Below are 18,628 nucleotides of genomic sequence, written 5' to 3'. Positions count from 1 at the left end.
TCACAGTCCTATTGTAGTAACTATCTTGTTTACTGCTTCATCAACCTTTCCCTCACCGTTAAGAATGTGTTTAACAGGAGAGCCAGTAATGACAGCACATGCAGAAATCATTCCTGATTGAACATCAAGTTCTTTCTTGATATTAGAAAGAGTGATTTTATCCCTATTACGAGTGTCATCTTTCATTCTTCTATTGTAAATTTCTTCAGGTTTAGCAGAAACAGATACAAAATTTGTGGGTTGAATAATCTTTAGAACATGTTCAGGCAATCCAGGATAGTAACCTTCTTTTGAACTAATAAATGCGTGAGTATCAATAATTACAATTTGTTCATTTTGAGACGCAATCTTTTCTGCAGCCATTTTTTGTAGTTCTTGTTGTTTAGAAACTGGTAATTTTCTCAACTCATCTCTATCTTTTACACCATTTTCTTTGGCAATTTCAAACATCAAAGTTCCAAAACTTGTTACAGACACGCTCTTTTCATGGTCCTTAAGAATCTCAACAATTTTTGAAACTAGTGTGGTTTTCCCAACTCCAGGAATACCCACCATAACAATTTTCTTACTTTCTGCCAAGCAAAGCACCCAACCGCGGCATAACTACTTCAACTTGTTCCCTGACTAATTGAGTGTAATAATTAATCAAAATATCCACCATAAGTAAAACACCTATACCAGAACCAAACACACCAAGGACATCAGAAACACCCGCCAACAAACCTAAGATCATTGAACCAATTATTGTAACAGATGGGATGTACTTGTTCAATAATGCCTCAACAGGCTTGTTTGATCTTCTAAATCCAGGGATTTGGACATCAGCGTCAAGCAAATTCTGGGCAGCACTTTTTGGAGATAAACCTCCTAGTTCTACCCATAATCTGCCAAAAACAACCACTATTCCAACCATAAACAAAACGTATCCTACAGCACGCATTGGATCAAGTACCGCAACATCCAGTCCTCTGGGCGGAGTGATATAGTAAATAATACCTCCAATAGGAGTAGACGGACTAGTTGGATCAAACTGCGCAATAAAGTTCATGAAGAAATTATTATTCCGCGGATTCATGTTTGCCCAAAGCATTTGGAATATGAAAACAGCATTTGCAGTAAGAGCAGAAGCCAAGATGACTGGAATGTTAGATACATACATCATTTTGATTGGATAAACGGCTGAGAATCCTCGATATTTTGTAGACACTATAGGAATCTCAATCTTCATTCCTTGTGTAAATACAAGTATCAATACTACTCCAGCAGTCAGACACAATCCAAATATGCTCGGTAGTTGGTTTGAACGGAATAAGATATTGGAAACATCTCCACTCATTATAGACTGCCCAATATACGGAAGTATACCTATAGTTCCACCATCACCTGCAGGTAACGGACTGAACAAACTCCAGAGAATTTGTTGTGCAACACCTGCCATAATAAACAAGCTAATTCCACTTCCAATTCCCCATCCTTTCTGGATTAATTCATCTAAGAACATGATAATTATAGACGCCGCCATAAGTTGCCCTATCATAACATACAGAACGTTAGCTTCAGTTACGCCAGGTCCATAAACTGCAATGGCATAAACAATTGATTCAGCTACAATCACCACATATGTAACTAATTTAGTAGCAGTCTGGAAAATTCCTCTTTCTTCTGGTTTCTTAAAATCAAATTTAAGAATATCCGAACCTCTCAATAATTGCATCAGCAACCCAGCTGTAACAATCGGTCCTATTCCTAATTCAACAAGAGTTCCCTGTTGAGATGCAAAAATAACTCTGGCAAATGCCAGAAAATCAAATTGAGGTGCAGTTGCACCAAATAATGGAGTCTGACCCATAACCATGTAGATAAGTAGTGCAACCCCACACCAGAGAAGGCGAGTTTGTAAAGGTATCTTCTTTTTTGGTTTTGGCACCTGAGGAATGTAAGGTTCAGCTTTGAAGACGACTTTTCTGATAATTGCGGTAAGACTTCCCTCAGCCATCGTTAGATAACACCTCTCCCCCAACAGCCTTTAACTTCTCTTCTGCAGATGCTGTAAATCGTGGTACTTTGACAGAATAAGCTATGCTAACTTTTCCGCCGCCAAGGAGTTTCTCGTATCCTGCACTTTCAAGGTCTACGACTTTCTTACCTCCTTCTTCTTTACCGAACTTATTGAACAAGTCATCTAGATCTCGGACACTAGTCCATTTCTTGGTGATATTTGGGTGAGGTGGTTTAGTTGAATCATGACCATAATGATCTGGATCATATTTTAGCAAAGAACTGTAATGATGTTTCATCATACCGGTAATTCCAAGACCACCCTTGTGACCACTTGCTCGGTGTTGGCCTACCTGTCCCCATCCCATATGACGACCTCCACGTAATCTTCTTGTTTTTCTTAATCTTGTAGCCATCTTAAATCATATTCCTTACTAAAGTGCCAAGTTCTTTATTTTGTCCAAGAATACCTTTCTGCCCATACAGCTTCTTAGTGCTTCTCTTAAAGCCATATCTAGGTGGTGCTAATGCAAACCAAGGTTTCAGAGGTTTTAATTTAGATAGGGTAGCTTTTCCTTCAGATAAAGCTGCTCCCAACTCATCAGAACTAGCAAAACCAAGTTCCTTTAAATCATCAGATGTTACTTTTTGATAACCAGATTTTCTCGCCTTCTTGTCAATTAATTCTTTGGCAAGCGTTGAATCAAGTTCAGTCCATGAAACATAATGCTTGACTTTGTTGAGCATTCCCAAAGTGTTTTCTTTTATTGGTAAAATTGTTGCACGATATTTTTTATCTAATTTTAACAGAGTCATTGTATGGGTAGCCCAATGTGGAACATCGGCTTGACCTTTTATTCTAACAACAAGATATGCATTTACCATTTTCATCAACCCTGACTAAATGTCTGTCTTAGACAATTCAATATAGCTTTTGAAGTCGAATTCATTGTTGGAGTAGAACCTTTTGCGGTAGTCCAAGCATCTTTTAGTCCTGCTAATTCTAATAATCGTTTAATTTTACCGCCTGCAACTAATCCTAATCCACGAGGTGCTGGAATAATTTCAATTGTAACACTACCACCTTTCCCTTTGACTTTAAATGGAACAGAATGTTTTTGATCACATCGACATTCCCAACTGCCACACCCAAGTTTGATTGGATTTACGTTAAGATAGGCTTGATTTGTGGCCTTTTCAATAGCAATTCTCATTTGTTTTGATTTTCCCTGACCTATGCCCAAATATCCATTCTCATTTCCAGCTGCTACAATTGCTTTAAATCTTGTAGATTGTCCATTAGAGGTCATTTTTTGAATTATTCCGACATCAACTACCTCACTTTTAAGATCAGGAAGTAATTTTTTGATAATTCCAGATTCTTGAATTCTTAACCCAGATTCTATAATTTCCTCTAGAGATGTGATTTCTCCAGATGCTACCTTTTGACCTAGAATAGTTTTTGGTACCCAAACTTCTTCCACAGGTTCTCTTCGAGGTCTCCTAGGACGATTGCTTTCCCCTCTGGATTGTGTAGTTTGACTCATTTTTATTTAACCTCAGTATCTATAGTAGATTTTATTTTAGAAACATCGTTTTTGACAGTTAGATGATCTCCATTGATTCGGTCATCAGAAGGGAAGGTTTCTTCATTTGCAGGTACTTCAACTCCAGCGTCAATCACACCTTTTAGAGCTGCTGCCATTCGTTGAGTGTATTTTCTTGTTCCTGTGTACAATATAGCATCCTTTGCTCCTTGTCCAAGTGCTTTCTTACCTGCCAAATAGCCAGTAAGATATGCAGCTGGAACACTTTTTCTAGAGCCTTTCCATCCTTTGTCAAGTAAATATCTAGAATGTGCAGAGGAGATAATTCGATCTCCGGTCATACCAGGCTTAAGAATTTGAACTTGAGTATTTTCATTAGTAATATTAACAGTGATAAAATCTCGCTTACCCATCAACATGGTTCCACGTTTTTTATAATTGGTCTTTTCTTCTCTTAGTCTTCTCAATATTTTCGAATAGGCCATCTACAGAAACCGAGTTTGGACCTGCTCTTATATACGTTAAGCGTGAATTAGCGAAGCAAGTAAAGCCTTTTGAGTATGTAGACGGTTTTCTGCCTCATCCCACACGACAGACTGTGGACCATCAATTACGGAAGAAGTTACCTCCTGTTCTCTTTTTGCAGGTAAACAATGCAAAAAGATCGCATTTTTCTTTGCAAATTTCATCAGTTTAGTATTAACCTGAAATTTTGGAAGGAATTGTTGAATTCTTTTAGGATCATCATTGTGAATTGAGGAATATGTATCTGTAACAACAACATCAGCATTTTTTGCCGCAGTTGTAGGATCAGTAGTCAAGGTGATTTCTGTAAGATTTTCTGATTCTTTAACAACCTTTTTCTCAGGTGTAAACCCTTTAGGAGTAGCTATAGACATAGATGCCCCAGATAATGCCGCACCATAAATCATGGAATTACAAACATTATTACCATCACCAATCCATGCAATCTTGAGCCCTTTGAATTTTTTTTTCTTTTCTTTAATAGTCATAAAGTCAGCCAGAATCTGACAAGGATGAAAAGAATCAGACAATCCATTAATTATTGGAATACTTGCATGTTTAGATAAAACCTCCAATAAGTTATGATCATAAACTCGTGCCATAATACAATCAGAATAACGAGACAGTGTTTTTGCAGTATCCTCAACAGATTCACCCCTAGAAAGCTGCATATCATTTGAAGATAAGTTGATGGCATGTCCTCCTAGTTGATACATACCAGTTTCAAAACTTACGCGAGTCCTTGTTGAAGGTTTTTGAAAAATCATCGTTAATGTTTTATTTTTTAATTCGGTATGATTTTTTTTATTTTTTAGATCTTTTTTTAATTTGATAGAATAATCAATCAGCCCTGAGAATTCTTTTGGAGTTAGTTCCGCCAAAGTCAAAAGATCTTTTGTTTTAAGATTCATTTCTTAAAGAATTCAAAGAGACCGCGTTTCTTTTTAGGCTTTTCTTGCTTATCTTGTTTTGGTTTATCGTCATCAGCATCTTCTTTTTTGTCCTCAACAAGTTTACTTTCATTATCATTCTTATCATATTTTTTATCTACTTTATTATCAACTTTTGATTCACCAGGATTTGGTTTTCCATTTTTAATCCAATCACGAATTTTATTACTCAACCTAATTGCTGCATCATCATTTTCTGGAGGAGGAACATCAAACAAATCAGAATAAGTGGCTATTTCATCATCACTAATTCCTTCAAATGGGTCATCAGGTGAAATTTTGGGTTCTGGTTCAGGTGTTGGTTCTGGTTCAGGTGTTGGTTCTGGTTCAGGTGTTGGTTCTGGTTCAGGTGTTGGTTCTGGTTCAGGTGTTGGTTCTGGTTCAGGTGTTGGTTCTGGTTCAGGTGTTGGTTCTGGTTCAGGTGTTGGTTCTGGTTCAGGTGTTGGTTCTGGTTCAGGTGTTGGTTCTGGTTCAGGTGTTGGTTCTGGTTCAGGTGTTGGTTCTGGTTCAGGTGTTGGTTCTGGTTCAGGTGTTGGTTCTGGTTCAGGTGTTGGTTCTGGTTCAGGTGTTGGTTCTGGTTCAGGTGTTGGTTCTGGTTCAGGTGTTGGTTCTGGTTCTTTAGTAATTGTAACATCATCCAAAGAACCAAAAACAGTTTCTAGAAAAAGTTCCTTATTGAATGGTTTTAAATCAGGATATTCTTGTCCAACACCTACAAAAAGAACAGGAGTAGAAGTAATTTTTACAATAGATAAAGCAGCACCACCTCTAGCATCTGCATCACTTTTAGTCAAAATAGAACCGTCAAATTTTACATGTTCATAAAATTCACGTGCTTGGTTAACAGTATCATTACCAGCCAATGAATCACCAACAAAAAGTTTCAAATCAGGGTTCACAACTTTGGTAATCTTTCCAATCTGTTCCATCAAATTTTTACTAGTTTGCATTCTTCCTGCAGTATCAATCAATACACAATCTGTTTTGTGTGATTTTGCATACAACACTGCATCTCTTGCAACAGCAGCGGGATCAGAATTATAATTTTGTGCAACTAACTTCAAATTGAGTCGATTAGTATGTTCTTTTAATTGTTCAATTGCTCCAGCTCTAAAAGTATCAGCAGCTGCAACAACTACTGAGTATTTTGCTTGTTGTAACATGTGTGCAACTTTGGCAAGCGAAGTAGTTTTTCCAGTTCCATTAATTCCAACAAATAGAATTAAGAAGGGTTGTTCTTGATCCTTTTTTTTGTTGATTCTTTCAAAAAGATCAATTTTTCCTGCATTATCAAATAAGTTAGAAATACTTGAAATCAAGCTATCTTTTACAAATTTTTCAATTTCATTTTTGTCTATTTTAGAACCAATTAATTTTTTTTTCAAATCAGATTTAATTTCATCAATCACTTCACCTGCAACATCAGATTCCAAGAGAGATATTTCTAATTCAAAAAGGATATCTTCTATGTCTTTTTCATTAAGTTCTTTTTCACCAAGACTTTTCGCGGCACTAGAAAATGCCTTACGAAGTTTATCAAACATTATGAGTCACTCAATTAGGAGGTTGTGTAGATTGCATGAGTTGATTAATTTGTTCCCTTCCTTGTTCTAGACTAGCAGCTGCATCTTGTTTTTTTGCACTATTATCTTGTAACGCAACTTCAATCTCTTTAATTCTAGCTTCAAGATAATTTATGGCAGATGGGAAGTCTTTTTCCACAGCTACGCCAGCACCTACATTCAGTACGATTTTGTTAGTTGAAGAAATTTTTGTTGGAACATATGTGCCCATTCCAATAGGAATCAGAGTATCAGACTCAGATTTTTGATTAAGAGATTTAATAGATTCAATTGCAGATGAGGCCTCCCTTAAAACACTCAAAAAAGTAGTTTCTCTTTGAGACAAGTCTGAAAAATATGTTTCAAGCATTTGCATTTGTTGCATTAATTGTTGTGCTTGTTCTTCACTCATTTACAGAAAATCTTTTCATTGTGGTTATAAATTCATTCACAGGATTAAAAAATAGCAAATAGGCCAAGCATTGATAAAAAATTGTTTTTCAGCGCATGTATTGTGTAAAAATAGAAATGACGCTGATCCCAGTAATAAAAAAATAAAGATGTGAACTTTATTTTGCTTTAGAGAATCTGGATTCTACCTCATCCCAATTAACTACATTCCACCAAGCAGAAATGTAGTCTGGTCTTTTGTTTTGATAGTTAAGATAGTATGCATGTTCCCAAACATCACAACCTAACAATGGCACAAGTCCTTCAGTTCTTGGACTAGTTTGGTTTGGCATTGATTTGTATTCAACTTTGTTTGATGTTGGATTGTATACTAACCATCCCCAGCCACTACCTTGAATAACAGCAGTAGTGGATGAAAATTTCTCTTTGAAGTCAGCGAAGCTTCCAAATGAATCATTGATTGCATCAGCAATTGATCCTCCAGGTTCTCCGCCGCCATCGGGTTTCATATTGTTCCAAAATAGCCTATGGTTATCATAACCACCACCATTGAAGTTAATTGCACCTCGTTTGTCCTCGGGGACAGAATTAATGTCAGACAAGATGTCAAGAATGTCTTTATCTTGGATCTCAGCAGGACACGTTTCAAGTGCTGCGTTTAACTTATCTGTGTATGTTTGATGATGTTTTGTATGATGAATCTCCATTGTTCTTGCGTCAATGTGAGGTTCTAATGCATCATAAGCATAGGGCATTTCAGGAAGATTATATTTTGCCATACTGAGTACTATCCCCCATTCCATTTATTGGTTTAGCAAACAATTCATTTTTACTTCTTGAAAAATTCAAAAGAATTATGAAAAACATTGTTATCTTTTCTTTGATTATTGGTTCTTTGTCTGGATTCATTATTCTACAAACATCCCAAATGGAAAATGAGATTACAACATATTTGGATAAAAGTGTGCCATATGTCGGCACAGAGATTCCAAGACTAGACGGAATTGACGGATCTGGAATCAAGGTAGCAGTAATAGACACAGGAGTAGATTTCAATCACCCAGATCTTTTTGGATGGGGTCCAGAAGGGAAAGTTATTGGAGGATATAATTTTATTCAAGTGGGAGAACCTCCTTTAGATACAAATGGTCATGGAACTCAAGTTGCGGGAGTAATTGCAGCAGATGGACAAATCACTGGAATAGCACCAAAAGCAAAAATTCTTGCATACAAGGTATCAGAAGACGGAGAAGGAGTATCATCAGAATTAATCATAAAAGCCATTGAAAGAGCTGTAGAGGATGGAGCAGACATTATCAACATAAGTCTAGGAGTAAATAAGACAAATGCAAAAATTGAAAAAGCAGTCAACCTAGCTTTAGAAAAAGAAATTTTCGTAGTAACTGCAGCAGGAAATGATGGACCAGATCCTAAAACAATTGGGAGTCCAGGTTTAAATTTTGGATCAGTAACTGTGGGAGCAACTTACAATAATCTAACATCTAGTTTAGTAGCAACATTAGAAGTTGATGAAAAACCATATACAGTAATCCCCATGGTTGGCTCAGTAAAACAAGAAGAATTAATTGTTGGAAACATAACTTTTGGAGGTTATGGAAAGATTACAGAGTTAGATAAGATCAATGTAAGAGATTCAATCCTACTAGTTGAAAGGGGAAGTGATGTAGAAGGAGAACTTTTGTATTTTTCAGTAAAAGAAAAAAATGCTGCAGATGCAGGAGCAAAAGCTTTGATTGTCTACAATAATGCTCCAGGTATATTTTTGGGAGAATTAACACATGAGTTCATCGAACCAGGATATGAGCCTCAAATACCTGTAGTGTCTATAGATAGAGAAGAAGGATTAGAAATAAAACAATCAATTAAGAATGGAGGTAAAGCAATTATGCAGTTATTTTATAATCCAGATTTTGTAGCTCATTTTAGTTCCAGAGGACCTGTATCACCATTTTACATAAAGCCTGAAATCGTAGCACCTGGAGCGTATATAAATACAACACAGAGTAACGGAGGATATAATTTTACAAGTGGAACCAGTTATGCTGCACCACATGTAAGCGGCGCAGCTGCATTGTTGCTTCAAAAAAATGAGAATTTTCATCACCACGAAATAAAATCAATTTTGTTGACTACAGTTGATCCAGTCTCAGATGTATATGGAAATGAATTTTCATTACAAGATTCAGGTGCAGGGAGATTAAATATCAAAAATGCATATGAAGCAAAATTGGTGATAACACCACCAAATTTTGTCATAAATACATCAATAGATAATAAAATTGTGGAAAAATCTTTGGGGTTAAAACCAATTGAAGGTGCATCATTAGAAAATCTAGATGTAAAGTTTATAGCTCCAGAATTTATTAAATTTGCATATTTTCTAGAAGACAATAAACTACAAGTAAAGATGAACATCAATGGAGAAAATTATGGAGATCATGAGGGTAGGATTATCATAATGCACGAGAATGTAAGATATACTGTTCCATTTTGGTTACACTATTCAGAAGGGTCCATATCCACAAACCAACAAAACAACAAACTGTTGTTTGAAATTAGACATCCCGAGGAATGGAGTTTTGCCAAAATATCAGTAACAAATTCTAAAGATGGAAAAACATACACCACAACTACTACTCCCAATAGAGAAGCATCAATTGAAATTTATGAGAATGCAGAATATTGGGTTGATGCAAAAATAAGAGTAAATGAGAACACAACAAACGTATTTGATACAATTAAAATCAATTCACTACCTCCAGAATCAAACAGATTAGACATTATAGATATACCAGAAAAACAACTTGCCTTAATTGCCTTAATTGTTGGAGTTGTAGGAGTAATAGGAATAATAAAGCGAAATTAAACTACTGCTGAATCTTTGGTCCAGCATCAACTATCTCAGGTGAGACGCCCTCAAACTTCTTAAAGTTCTCAACGAACATCTGAGCCAGTTTCTTTGCAGACAAATCATAAGAGTCCTTGTCAATCCAGGTATTCTTTGGGTCCAACACATCTGATGGAACACCATCAACTTCCATTGGAATATCCACATTAAACAAATCATCATGTCTGTACTTTACGATATCCAGAGCACCAGACAAGGCAGCAGTGACCATTGCCCTGCTGTATTTTATCTTGATTCGTTTTCCTACACCGTATGGGCCGCCAGACCAGCCAGTGTTTACAAGATAGACTACGGTATTGTGCTGGTTGATTTTCTCACCTAACAATTTGGCATAGACAGATGCAGGTCTTGGCATGAATGGGGCTCCAAAGCATTCAGAGAACACTGATTTTGGTTCCTTGATTCCGCGTTCTGTTCCTGCCAGTTTGCTTGTGTAACCTGACATAAAGTGATACATTGCGCCCTCTTTTGTGAGTCTAGATACAGGTGGCAATACCCCCAGTGCATCAGCAGTAAGAAATACGATAACCCGTGGGTTTCCACCAACACTTGGGATTACAGCACCTGGTATATAATCAAGAGGATATGCCACCCTAGTATTTTCAGTTATGCTGTTATCATCATAGTCAGGTGTCTTTTTGTCATCATTTGACAGTACGACATTTTCCAATACGGCACCGGGTTTGATGGCATTCCAGATTTCAGGTTCTGCCTCCTGGCTGAGATTGATACATTTTGCGTAGCATCCACCTTCAAAGTTAAACGTTCCATTATCAGACCATCCGTGTTCGTCATCGCCAATTAGTTTCCTATTAGGATCAGCTGACAATGTGGTCTTTCCAGTACCGGACAACCCAAAGAACAATGCAGTGTCGCCTTTCTCTCCAATGTTTGCAGAGCAGTGCATTGGGAAGATGTTTCTGTCTGGAAGCAAAAAGTTCATCACTCCAAACATTGACTTTTTCATCTCGCCTGCATATTGTGTTCCTCCAATGAGGACAATCTTTCTTGTCAGGTCAATCAGAATAAAGACATCAGTTCTGGTCCCGTCAATTTCTGGAACAGCAGTAAAATCATTGATGCACATTATTGTAAATTCAGGCTCGTGGTTTTCTAGTTCTGAATCAGTTGGTCTGATGAAGAGGTTTCTTGCAAACAGATTCTGCCATACGTGGTCGTTGATTACGCGGATTGGGAGACGGGTTTCAGGATCTGCTCCAACAAACCCGTCAAACACAAACAGCTCCTTGTTATCAACAAATGCCTTCATCTTTTCTAGAATCTTTTCGAATTTTCCAGATGGGAACTGGTGGTTTATCTTTCCCCAGTCTATGGTGTCGTGTGTTTTATCATCATATACGATAAATCTGTCATCAGGTGAACGTCCGGTGTATTTTCCGGTATTTACAGATAAAGAGCCAGTTGAGTTGATGACGCCTTCCTCTCTTTTTACTGCCAGTTCTACCATCTGGTCTACTGTGAGGTTGCGGTGTACCTTTGATGGCGAGATCCCAAATGATTTTAGCTGGGATGAGAACTTTTCTGTAGGCAAGGTTCCTACAATTTCAGCATTAGCAGTCATAGAATAACAGAATCTCCTTGGGTGTGAGTAATAATAACTTCATAAAGAAGGATCAGAGGCATCATAAGATATTTCGAATCGAAACGATTTTCCTTATTATCTCTTTCCGATCTGAGAGTGTTCATTTCTAGGAACGTATTTATTTCAAATTTCAAGAGTCATTCTAATGCCAATTAATAACGAAAAGATAGCAAAACGACAGGAGGTAAAGGAGCACAATCCAGAGTTTGTTCGTCCAGAAAGTTGGCGTTATGTTAGACTCCAGACAAATTGGAGAAAACCAAAAGGTATTGATCATCATCAAAGAAAACAAAAGAGCAGAGGGCGTCCAGGTCTTGTTAAAGTAGGATATGGAGGACCAAAAGAAGCAAGAGGCTTACACCCATCAGGATTTACAGATAATCTAATTTACAATTTGAGTGACTTGGAAAAATTAGATCCCAAAAAAGACGGAATCAGATTTGGTCACAGTGTTGGGACAAAAAAGAGAAAAGAAATAGTTGCAAAAGCAGTGGAGAATAAATTTAAAATTTTTAATGCGAGAGTGAGTGTAAGTGGTAGTAAATCTTAAAGCTAAAAAAAGACTAGCATCCAGAGTCACTGGTGTTGGAGTACACAGAATAAAATTTGATACAGATCATCTAGATGATATTGCAGATGCAATTACAAGAGAAAACATTAGAAGTCTAATCACAGCTAACACAATCAAGATCAAATCATTTACTGGAACTTCTAGAGGAAGAGCACAAACAAAGAAAACACAGAAAAATAAAAGAGGTACAACTCAGGGTTCCAAACAAGGTAGAAAAGGAGCAAGAGTAGGCAAGAAGGAAGTATATGTAGCAAAAGTACGTTCTCTGAGAAGATTACTCAAAATAGCAAAAGATAGAAAAGATTTAACAAATCCAGAATTTTGGGCATTATACAAAAAGGTTGGCGGAAATACAGTTAGAAACAAAGCACATCTAAGAAATTTGATGGAAGAAATTAAAGCAAAAAGAAAAGATTAGAACTTATACAATTTCTTCTCTAAGTCAACAATTTTCCCATTCTTAATTTCTATGCCTTCATCATGAAGCATTTTTGCTTTGATATGATCCCCATATGCATATCCACCAATCTTACCCGAAGACATAACAACTCTATGACATGGGATTATTACAGGATAGGGATTCTTATTCATAATTTTTCCAACAGCTCTTTGTCCATTTTTCATACCTACTGCCTTTGAGAGCTCACCATAAGTAGTAATTTGGCCCTTAGGGACTTCTAGCAATTTTTTGAAAATTTTTTGTTGTAAATTCAAACTTTGATCACTTCAAGTTCAGTTGATTCAAGAAAGTCCAATAATTTCTGTTTATTAGAACCCAATCCACTCCAATCTAAAAGGGCAGTTTTAGCCATTTTATTTTGTGATAGTATATGTGAAAACAATTTATCATCAAGAGAATCTAACGCATGTTTTGGAACTACAGTTCCAAGTGCATACTTACCCTCAAGTAATTCATGAGTAAATTTTGACGGATAATGAGTGCCACCAAAACAGATTGCGACAGGGTTTTCATCAACAGGATTTATCATAACTTGATGAACTAAAGAAGCAACAGAGTTACACAGAGATACATCAGTCCATTGTTTTTCAGTAGTTCCAATTTCAATGAATATAGTAGGTTTTGTAAGGGCAGTAGGTCCATGATGTGTTGCTTCAATAGTGACCTGAAATTCTGGAAATTTCGATTGATTTTCCTTCAATGTCTGCAGATATTTTTTTTGAAGATCGGGGTGTGGAATAGCAACTTGTCTAGGATTACCACCAAATTTTGCCTCAGAGAAATTTCCAGTACTATGGCAAGTTAGAGCCAGGACTCCAGACTCTGCAGCATGTTTTGAGAGAAATACAAATCCATCATAGTCATATTTTTGCTCAAGCCAATCAGCAGAAATTGCAGGTGTTGGGATTATTATCAGATCATAAAACTTTCCACGAAAAATACCATTCTCCAGTTCCATATCTTTGGAAAGAAATTTTGCCATATTGTAACCAGCAGGATCATCATGATACGCAATTAACAGCTCCATTAGATAAGAGATATAAGGACACCCTATTAATTTTCAGCAATGAACCCCAAGCAGACTTTGAAAAATATGGCTAATACTATGAAAATGGCTAAAAAGCCAAACAAAGATGAATACCAACAACATCTTAGATTAGTACTATTAGGAATAGCAGGCGTAGGTGCTATTGGATTTACAATTCAGTTTGTCTTTTCTGTGATTACATTTGGTAGATAAAATTGTCTGAAGAAATAAAATCACATCTGTTTGCAATCAGAACCACAGGGGGACAGGAAAAAGTAGTAATGAGATTATTAGAGGCAAAAGCAAAATCAAATCAAATTAACATTCAATCAGTTTTGTTGGTGGACAATCTGAAAGGATATGTGGTTATTGAAGCAGTTAACCCAAGCGACGCATATATGGCAGTAGAAGGAGTCAGGCACATTCGTGGACAGTTAAGGGGAGAATTAGAGTTCAAAGATATTGAGGGGTACTTAATCAAGAAATCAACAGTATCACAATTAGCAGTAGATAATGTAGTTGAAATTACCGGAGGTCCTTTCAAAGGAATGAAAGCTACAATAACCAGAATAGACACAGAAAAAGAAGAAGCTACAGTAGTATTGCTTGATGCTTCGTATCAACTACCAGTAACAGTAGACGCGAATTATCTAAAATTATCAAGTGAGGCTTAGGAAGGATTAAATTTTTCATATTGAGGTAAAAAATAATGGGAGAACAAAAGGTATCATCATTAGTAACTGGAGGAGCAGCATCTGCAGGTCCACCTTTAGGTCCAGCTTTAGGTCCTTTAGGAGTAAATATCATGGAAGTTATCAACGCAATTAACGAGAAAACAAAAGACTTTGAAGGAATGAAAGTACCAGTAACGGTAATAGTAGATAGCGACACTAAAAAATATGAAATTGAAATTGGCATACCTTCTGCAGCAGCTCTCATTATGAAAGAGGCAGGTATTCAAAAAGGCTCAGGCACATCAGGTACAGATTGGGTAGGAGAAATCACAATGGATGCAATTGTAAAGGTAGCAAATACCAAACTTGAGAAATCATATGCTTCATCATTGAAATCAGTTGCAAAAACAATCATTGGGACATGTTTGGCATTAGGAGTTAAGGTAGAAGGAAAAACTCCAAAAGAAATTACTGCTGAGATCAATGAAGGTAAGTGGGACGAAAAATTCCAATAATTATTGAATTAGATAAACGGGATCTTTGTCAGTTTTTTGTAATTCTACGAAAGTTTCGGTATTTTGAACTCCTTGGATCTTACCAATCTTATCTATCACCATAGAATGTAACGCTTCCAAATCCTTTGCATAAATTTGGACCATTATATCAAATCTGCCTGTAACTTCAGAAATTGAAACAACTTCTGGAGTTTCCAGGAATTTTTTATGAATAGAATCTTTGAATTTTGGGTCACGATTTATACCAACAGATGCTTTAACGCCTATCCCTAAAAGAGAGTCATCAATTTCAACAGTAAATTTTTTGATGAGTTTTTTCTTTACCAGTCTTTTAATTCGGCTGTAAAGTACAGATGCATTAATTCCCAGTTTCTTAGACAGTGCAGGAACCGAAATTGAACCGTCATTGGTCAATTCATATAGTAGTTTCATATCAAGATCATCAAATCTGTGCAATGCGTTAGGATTTTGTGATTGTGATTTAATATATGTAGGTTTTGGCAAAGAATTACTTTCTGAGTTCAATTATTTTAAAAAAAATTGAAAATTTTTAAAATAATCAATAGTTAGGAATTCGAATCTCTAAACGATTTTAAGTAGGCTGTCCAGAAAACCTTCGTAATGATTACAGAGACTCAGCTTGCTGAAATGGTCAAGGAAGCAAAGGCTGCAACTAAAGAGAGAAAATTTAAGCAGTCGATAGAGTTAATCATGAATTTTAAAGATATTGATGTCAAGAAAGGATTTGCAATTAATGAAGTAGTTCAATTACCCAAGACCAGTTCTCCTGCAACCGTATGTGTTATGGCCACAGGAGACATGGGGCAAAAAGCAAAACAAGCTAATGCAGATGCAGTGGTAGGTACAGAAGAATTAGATAGATTTGCAACCAATAAAAGAGAATCCCGAAAATTTATCAACAAATATGATTTCTTTTTAGCAGATACACAAGTAATGCCACTGGTCGGAAAAACATTAGGTCAGCTTTTAGGCCCAAGAGGAAAAATGCCAACTCCAGTTCCTTTTAATGCACCTATAGAATCATTTTTGCAAAGATTTAGATCTTCAATCAAAGTTAGAACAAGAGCATCACTGTCATTGTCTTGTAAGATTGGAGATGAAACCATGGATGATACCGACTTGGCGGTAAACGCACATGCAGTGATTAGTGCAATTGAAAAAAAATTACCTAACGGAGAGAAAAACATGAAGAGAGTAATGATAAAGGCTACAATGGGAAAACCAGTAAAACAGATACAAGAGGTTAAGAAGAAATTTGCATGAAAATAGGACTACATACCCTAAACGAAAAGCTCAGATGTACCAGCAATTACAAGAGCTTCCAAAAAAATACAAAGTGTTAGCATTAATCAAAATGAACAAGGTACGTTCAACTCAGATTTTACCATTAAGAAAAATTTTGAAAGACGATGTAGAGTTTGTAAGTATCAAAGACAAGGTTGCTAAAAAGGCACTAGAATCATTAGATGTACCAGGTATCAAAGAAATCGCAGGAGATCTTACTGGACAATGTATGTTCATGTTTACCAACATATCACCATTCAAGCTAAACGTTCTTCTTGCTAAAAATAAAATAATGATGGCTGCAAGGGGCGGAGATATTGCAAGCATAGACATTGTAGTACCTGCAAAGAACACAGGAATTGCACCAGGACCAATGCTAACAGAATTCAAAGAAGCAGGAATTCCAACCAAGATTGATCAAGGTACAATATGGATTGCAAAAGACAGTACACCAGTATTGAAAGGAGAGGCAATCAATGAGAAGCTAGCATCAATTTTAGGTAAATTAGATATCAAACCTGTAGAAGCAGGAATTTCACTATTTACAGCACTAGAAGACGGATTAAAGTATGCAGAACAGGAGATGATAATAGATGTTGAGAAAATTAGAGAAGAATTTTCACAAGCTCATCAAGAAGCAGTATCACTTTCAATTGAGGCAGCATACATTACACCTGAGAATATTTCACAAATTCTAAGCAAAGCTGCACAATCTGCAAGATCAGTTTCTATTGAATCAGGATACATGACAGATGAAACAAAAGAGCAAACATTACAGAAAGCAGATTCCCAAGCAAGGGCACTTGCAGGACAAGCTAAAGATTACACTCCTTCCTAATCGCTACGCTCTCTTGCTCTAGGCAAATTCCAATTGTATTTCATGCCAATTAGCCGCAATAAAATTACCAAAAGTACACTAGGAAAAGTTGCCTGATAAATGTCTCCTCCAAAATATAAAATAAAGTAGAAAGATAGAATTCCAACAAAACTAGCAGACACATAGAATTCTTTGATAAACACTATTGGTATTTGATTTACAACTACATCTCTCAATATGCCGCCGCCAACGGCAGTAAGAACGCCTGAAAGTAAGATTACTAAGAAATTCAGTCCGAAAATACCATACGCAAAACTAGCTCCAATGATGGTAAATACACCAAGTCCAATAGCATCAAATTTTAAAAATAGATTCCAATGTTGTTTTACACGAGAGTATAAGAGGAAAATAATAATTCCTGAAACTACAGTCAATATGACATATGCAGGATCAGTAAGAGAATTAGGAAACCTCCCCAGAACAATATCCCGTATTGTTCCTCCTGCAACACCAGTAATAGTTGCAAGAAGTAAAACACCAACGACATCAGATTTATTTTCAATCGCTTTGAAAGCACCAGTAACTGCAAATGATATAGTTCCAAAAAGATCTAAAAGATAAATGAAAAAGTCAGAAGTAATAGAATAATCTACCAAACAACACTATATGCACTCTTTTGCTACTTAAAACTAATAAAAATAAAGATCAAAAGTAAATTGAAAAAAGTAAAGTTTTCTAGCCAAATAGAGAAGATAATCCTTCCATGGCTGCTTCTTCGGTTTTACCCTCTTCTTTAGGTGCTTCCTCTTTCTTTGTTTCACCACCTGCTGCTGCATCTGCTGCTGGTGCGGTTGCTGCTGCAACTGCCACAGGTGCGGCTTTAACTGCCTCATCGATATTTACATCGGCTAAGGCTGCAACTAGTGCTTTAACTTGGGCTTCATTAACTTCAGCACCAGATGCTTTGACAACTGAGCTAAGGTTTGCCTCGTTAACTTCTTTATCTAGTTTGTGAAGAAGTAAAGCAGCGTAAACATATTCCATTGTACCGGAATTCTTCAGGTACATAATATAAAACTATGGAGAAATCACACCTAGAATTAGATTTCTAATTTAAAATTTTAAGACTTCGGCAAACCGCATAAAGGGTACGTTTAAGATTTTTATCCACCAGTGTGTCCATACGTTGTTTCAAAACACGTTTTGCCTCATCTCTTTCAGAACCTGGCGGTAGAGATAATACAGTATTGATAAATTCAGGCAGTGATTCTCTGATCCAACCATCTAACATAGCATAGACTTTGGGCGGAATTAGATCACATTTATCCGTATCAAGATCAAGAACATCTGTAAAGTTCTCATGTTCAACTCTATAGACCAGAGCTAGAACAACGTTATCTGGATTTGGATTCTCTAGAATTTCTTGAGATCTCTCACCGGTCTTCCCCTGAGCAATTTTATTTTTTAATCCTACAGGATTTACAATTACACCATTAATTCCAACTTTTCGACCTTCCATTCCAGTAACTACACCAAAAATAAAATCATAATATTCACCATTTTTTTTTGTAGAAAATATATGAGATCCTTCCTTAAGAGAGGGTTTTTTGCCAAACATGAGTAATCTGAATTAGATATTGTATTTAATGTATTATTTGTCGTGTTTTTTACAAGTATCTCACATGACTATGTGATTAAATAAACTAATTTTTTGTGAGAAACACCACTTCCGCT

The 18,628-nt window shown here is 36.4% G+C and carries 25 protein-coding genes; 8 read left to right on the top strand and 17 right to left on the bottom strand.

Annotation, left to right across the window (positions count from 1 at the left end; all coding sequences use genetic code 11):
* From ACOQN3_RS01955 to ACOQN3_RS01910, 10 genes are all read right to left on the bottom strand, one after another.
* The gene (locus ACOQN3_RS01955; RefSeq protein WP_420544811.1) at nucleotides 1-588 is read right to left on the bottom strand and encodes an adenylate kinase; all 588 of its coding nucleotides are present in this window, start codon (nucleotides 586-588) and stop codon (nucleotides 1-3) included.
* The gene (secY, locus tag ACOQN3_RS01950) at nucleotides 566-1,996 is read right to left on the bottom strand and encodes a preprotein translocase subunit SecY (protein ID WP_420544810.1); all 1,431 of its coding nucleotides are present in this window, start codon (nucleotides 1,994-1,996) and stop codon (nucleotides 566-568) included. The genes ACOQN3_RS01955 and secY overlap by 23 nt, the downstream gene beginning before the upstream one ends.
* Entirely contained in the window at nucleotides 1,989-2,414 is a 426-nt protein-coding gene (locus tag ACOQN3_RS01945; protein WP_420544809.1) for an uL15 family ribosomal protein, read from the bottom strand. The genes secY and ACOQN3_RS01945 overlap by 8 nt, the downstream gene beginning before the upstream one ends.
* Nucleotide 2,415: 1 nt before the next feature.
* A complete protein-coding gene (locus ACOQN3_RS01940; RefSeq protein ID WP_420544808.1) occupies nucleotides 2,416-2,883 on the bottom strand; it encodes a 50S ribosomal protein L30 in 468 nt (155 codons plus the stop codon).
* Between the two features lie 5 nt (nucleotides 2,884-2,888).
* On the bottom strand, nucleotides 2,889-3,545 hold the full coding sequence (locus tag ACOQN3_RS01935; RefSeq protein WP_420544807.1) for a 30S ribosomal protein S5: 657 nt from the start codon (nucleotides 3,543-3,545) through the stop codon (nucleotides 2,889-2,891).
* Nucleotides 3,546-3,547: 2 nt separating this feature from the next.
* Nucleotides 3,548-4,030, bottom strand: a complete 483-nt coding sequence (locus tag ACOQN3_RS01930; RefSeq protein ID WP_420544806.1) for a 50S ribosomal protein L18 — start codon at nucleotides 4,028-4,030, stop codon at nucleotides 3,548-3,550.
* A gap of 36 nt (nucleotides 4,031-4,066) precedes the next feature.
* A complete protein-coding gene (argF, locus tag ACOQN3_RS01925) occupies nucleotides 4,067-4,981 on the bottom strand; it encodes an ornithine carbamoyltransferase (RefSeq protein WP_420544805.1) in 915 nt (304 codons plus the stop codon).
* Nucleotides 4,978-6,564 (bottom strand): signal recognition particle-docking protein FtsY, encoded by a 1,587-nt coding sequence (ftsY, locus tag ACOQN3_RS01920; protein ID WP_420544804.1) that lies wholly within the window; start codon nucleotides 6,562-6,564, stop codon nucleotides 4,978-4,980. The genes argF and ftsY overlap by 4 nt, the downstream gene beginning before the upstream one ends.
* A 10-nt stretch (nucleotides 6,565-6,574) precedes the next feature.
* Complete coding sequence (pfdA, locus tag ACOQN3_RS01915) at nucleotides 6,575-6,994, bottom strand: prefoldin subunit alpha (RefSeq protein WP_420544803.1); 420 nt, start codon at nucleotides 6,992-6,994, stop codon at nucleotides 6,575-6,577.
* 157 nt (nucleotides 6,995-7,151) lie between these two features.
* Complete coding sequence (locus tag ACOQN3_RS01910) at nucleotides 7,152-7,772, bottom strand: superoxide dismutase (RefSeq protein ID WP_420544802.1); 621 nt, start codon at nucleotides 7,770-7,772, stop codon at nucleotides 7,152-7,154.
* Between the two features lie 77 nt (nucleotides 7,773-7,849).
* Between ACOQN3_RS01910 and ACOQN3_RS01905 the strand changes: the two genes are divergently transcribed.
* Nucleotides 7,850-9,880, top strand: coding sequence for a S8 family serine peptidase (locus tag ACOQN3_RS01905; protein WP_420544801.1), 2,031 nt, complete (start codon nucleotides 7,850-7,852; stop codon nucleotides 9,878-9,880).
* A gap of 1 nt (nucleotide 9,881) precedes the next feature.
* Here the strand turns inward: ACOQN3_RS01905 and pckA are convergent, their stop codons facing one another.
* Nucleotides 9,882-11,504 carry a phosphoenolpyruvate carboxykinase (ATP) gene (pckA, locus tag ACOQN3_RS01900; RefSeq protein WP_420544800.1) on the bottom strand — a complete coding sequence of 541 codons (1,623 nt, stop codon included), beginning with the start codon at nucleotides 11,502-11,504 and terminating at the stop codon, nucleotides 9,882-9,884.
* Nucleotides 11,505-11,670: 166 nt separating this feature from the next.
* Between pckA and ACOQN3_RS01895 the strand changes: the two genes are divergently transcribed.
* Nucleotides 11,671-12,075, top strand: a complete 405-nt coding sequence (locus tag ACOQN3_RS01895; RefSeq protein ID WP_420544799.1) for a 50S ribosomal protein L32e — start codon at nucleotides 11,671-11,673, stop codon at nucleotides 12,073-12,075.
* Nucleotides 12,059-12,514 (top strand): 50S ribosomal protein L19e, encoded by a 456-nt coding sequence (locus ACOQN3_RS01890; RefSeq protein WP_420544798.1) that lies wholly within the window; start codon nucleotides 12,059-12,061, stop codon nucleotides 12,512-12,514. The genes ACOQN3_RS01895 and ACOQN3_RS01890 overlap by 17 nt, the downstream gene beginning before the upstream one ends.
* On the opposite strand, the gene ACOQN3_RS01885 is transcribed toward ACOQN3_RS01890, so the two are convergent.
* Nucleotides 12,511-12,810 carry an MGMT family protein gene (locus ACOQN3_RS01885; RefSeq protein ID WP_420544797.1) on the bottom strand — a complete coding sequence of 100 codons (300 nt, stop codon included), beginning with the start codon at nucleotides 12,808-12,810 and terminating at the stop codon, nucleotides 12,511-12,513. The two genes, ACOQN3_RS01890 and ACOQN3_RS01885, sit on opposite strands and share 4 nt — an antisense overlap.
* Nucleotides 12,807-13,583, bottom strand: a complete 777-nt coding sequence (locus tag ACOQN3_RS01880; RefSeq protein WP_420544796.1) for a D-aminoacyl-tRNA deacylase — start codon at nucleotides 13,581-13,583, stop codon at nucleotides 12,807-12,809. Before ACOQN3_RS01880 ends, ACOQN3_RS01885 begins: the two co-directional genes overlap by 4 nt.
* 39 nt (nucleotides 13,584-13,622) lie before the next feature.
* Here ACOQN3_RS01880 and ACOQN3_RS01875 point away from each other — a divergent pair, with 39 nt between their 5' ends.
* The 3 genes from ACOQN3_RS01875 to ACOQN3_RS01865 are packed head-to-tail and all read left to right on the top strand — an operon-like array spanning nucleotide 13,623 to nucleotide 14,772.
* Nucleotides 13,623-13,796: a protein translocase SEC61 complex subunit gamma gene (locus ACOQN3_RS01875; RefSeq protein WP_420544795.1), complete on the top strand. Its 174-nt coding sequence runs from the start codon at nucleotides 13,623-13,625 to the stop codon at nucleotides 13,794-13,796.
* Nucleotides 13,797-13,798: 2 nt separating this feature from the next.
* Nucleotides 13,799-14,257 (top strand): transcription elongation factor Spt5, encoded by a 459-nt coding sequence (locus tag ACOQN3_RS01870; protein WP_420544794.1) that lies wholly within the window; start codon nucleotides 13,799-13,801, stop codon nucleotides 14,255-14,257.
* A gap of 35 nt (nucleotides 14,258-14,292) precedes the next feature.
* Complete coding sequence (locus ACOQN3_RS01865) at nucleotides 14,293-14,772, top strand: 50S ribosomal protein L11 (protein ID WP_420544793.1); 480 nt, start codon at nucleotides 14,293-14,295, stop codon at nucleotides 14,770-14,772.
* Here ACOQN3_RS01865 and ACOQN3_RS01860 read toward each other — a convergent pair whose 3' ends face one another.
* Nucleotides 14,773-15,204 carry an Lrp/AsnC family transcriptional regulator gene (locus tag ACOQN3_RS01860; RefSeq protein WP_420544792.1) on the bottom strand — a complete coding sequence of 144 codons (432 nt, stop codon included), beginning with the start codon at nucleotides 15,202-15,204 and terminating at the stop codon, nucleotides 14,773-14,775.
* A gap of 189 nt (nucleotides 15,205-15,393) precedes the next feature.
* On the opposite strand from ACOQN3_RS01860, the gene ACOQN3_RS01855 reads away from it, so the two are divergent.
* Nucleotides 15,394-16,056 (top strand): 50S ribosomal protein L1, encoded by a 663-nt coding sequence (locus ACOQN3_RS01855; RefSeq protein WP_420544791.1) that lies wholly within the window; start codon nucleotides 15,394-15,396, stop codon nucleotides 16,054-16,056.
* Nucleotides 16,049-16,915 carry a 50S ribosomal protein L10 gene (locus tag ACOQN3_RS01850; RefSeq protein WP_420544790.1) on the top strand — a complete coding sequence of 289 codons (867 nt, stop codon included), beginning with the start codon at nucleotides 16,049-16,051 and terminating at the stop codon, nucleotides 16,913-16,915. The genes ACOQN3_RS01855 and ACOQN3_RS01850 overlap by 8 nt, the downstream gene beginning before the upstream one ends.
* On the opposite strand, the gene ACOQN3_RS01845 is transcribed toward ACOQN3_RS01850, so the two are convergent.
* The 3 genes from ACOQN3_RS01845 to ACOQN3_RS01835 form a co-directional block, all read right to left on the bottom strand.
* A complete protein-coding gene (locus ACOQN3_RS01845; protein ID WP_420544789.1) occupies nucleotides 16,912-17,550 on the bottom strand; it encodes a trimeric intracellular cation channel family protein in 639 nt (212 codons plus the stop codon). The genes ACOQN3_RS01850 and ACOQN3_RS01845 overlap by 4 nt on opposite strands.
* Nucleotides 17,551-17,629: 79 nt before the next feature.
* The gene (gene rpl12p, locus ACOQN3_RS01840; RefSeq protein WP_420544788.1) at nucleotides 17,630-17,938 is read right to left on the bottom strand and encodes a 50S ribosomal protein P1; all 309 of its coding nucleotides are present in this window, start codon (nucleotides 17,936-17,938) and stop codon (nucleotides 17,630-17,632) included.
* A gap of 64 nt (nucleotides 17,939-18,002) precedes the next feature.
* Nucleotides 18,003-18,512 carry a hypothetical protein gene (locus ACOQN3_RS01835; protein WP_420544787.1) on the bottom strand — a complete coding sequence of 170 codons (510 nt, stop codon included), beginning with the start codon at nucleotides 18,510-18,512 and terminating at the stop codon, nucleotides 18,003-18,005.
* Nucleotides 18,513-18,628 lie beyond the last annotated feature (116 nt).

It is taken from the genome of Candidatus Nitrosopumilus sp. (assembly GCF_965223225.1).
In the GTDB taxonomy this organism is placed as follows: Archaea; Thermoproteota; Nitrososphaeria; order Nitrososphaerales; family Nitrosopumilaceae; genus Nitrosopumilus.
The sequence above is the reverse complement of the archived record's forward strand: the minus strand, read 5'-3'. Positions and strand labels throughout refer to the sequence as shown.

Coding starts and splice junctions, on each gene's coding strand:
- ACOQN3_RS01835 (WP_420544787.1), bottom strand. CDS start 18,512: ATGTTTGGCAAAAAACCCTCTCTTAAGGAAGGATCTCATATATTTTCT.
- pckA (WP_420544800.1), bottom strand. CDS start 11,504: ATGACTGCTAATGCTGAAATTGTAGGAACCTTGCCTACAGAAAAGTTC.
- ACOQN3_RS01930 (WP_420544806.1), bottom strand. CDS start 4,030: ATGGCCTATTCGAAAATATTGAGAAGACTAAGAGAAGAAAAGACCAAT.
- ACOQN3_RS01875 (WP_420544795.1), top strand. CDS start 13,623: ATGAACCCCAAGCAGACTTTGAAAAATATGGCTAATACTATGAAAATG.
- ACOQN3_RS01880 (WP_420544796.1), bottom strand. CDS start 13,583: ATGGAGCTGTTAATTGCGTATCATGATGATCCTGCTGGTTACAATATG.
- ftsY (WP_420544804.1), bottom strand. CDS start 6,564: ATGTTTGATAAACTTCGTAAGGCATTTTCTAGTGCCGCGAAAAGTCTT.
- secY (WP_420544810.1), bottom strand. CDS start 1,996: ATGGCTGAGGGAAGTCTTACCGCAATTATCAGAAAAGTCGTCTTCAAA.
- pfdA (WP_420544803.1), bottom strand. CDS start 6,994: ATGAGTGAAGAACAAGCACAACAATTAATGCAACAAATGCAAATGCTT.
- ACOQN3_RS01935 (WP_420544807.1), bottom strand. CDS start 3,545: ATGAGTCAAACTACACAATCCAGAGGGGAAAGCAATCGTCCTAGGAGA.
- ACOQN3_RS01865 (WP_420544793.1), top strand. CDS start 14,293: ATGGGAGAACAAAAGGTATCATCATTAGTAACTGGAGGAGCAGCATCT.
- ACOQN3_RS01860 (WP_420544792.1), bottom strand. CDS start 15,204: ATGAAACTACTATATGAATTGACCAATGACGGTTCAATTTCGGTTCCT.
- ACOQN3_RS01855 (WP_420544791.1), top strand. CDS start 15,394: ATGATTACAGAGACTCAGCTTGCTGAAATGGTCAAGGAAGCAAAGGCT.
- ACOQN3_RS01910 (WP_420544802.1), bottom strand. CDS start 7,772: ATGGCAAAATATAATCTTCCTGAAATGCCCTATGCTTATGATGCATTA.
- argF (WP_420544805.1), bottom strand. CDS start 4,981: ATGAATCTTAAAACAAAAGATCTTTTGACTTTGGCGGAACTAACTCCA.
- ACOQN3_RS01895 (WP_420544799.1), top strand. CDS start 11,671: ATGCCAATTAATAACGAAAAGATAGCAAAACGACAGGAGGTAAAGGAG.
- ACOQN3_RS01905 (WP_420544801.1), top strand. CDS start 7,850: ATGAAAAACATTGTTATCTTTTCTTTGATTATTGGTTCTTTGTCTGGA.
- ACOQN3_RS01940 (WP_420544808.1), bottom strand. CDS start 2,883: ATGGTAAATGCATATCTTGTTGTTAGAATAAAAGGTCAAGCCGATGTT.
- ACOQN3_RS01945 (WP_420544809.1), bottom strand. CDS start 2,414: ATGGCTACAAGATTAAGAAAAACAAGAAGATTACGTGGAGGTCGTCAT.
- rpl12p (WP_420544788.1), bottom strand. CDS start 17,938: ATGGAATATGTTTACGCTGCTTTACTTCTTCACAAACTAGATAAAGAA.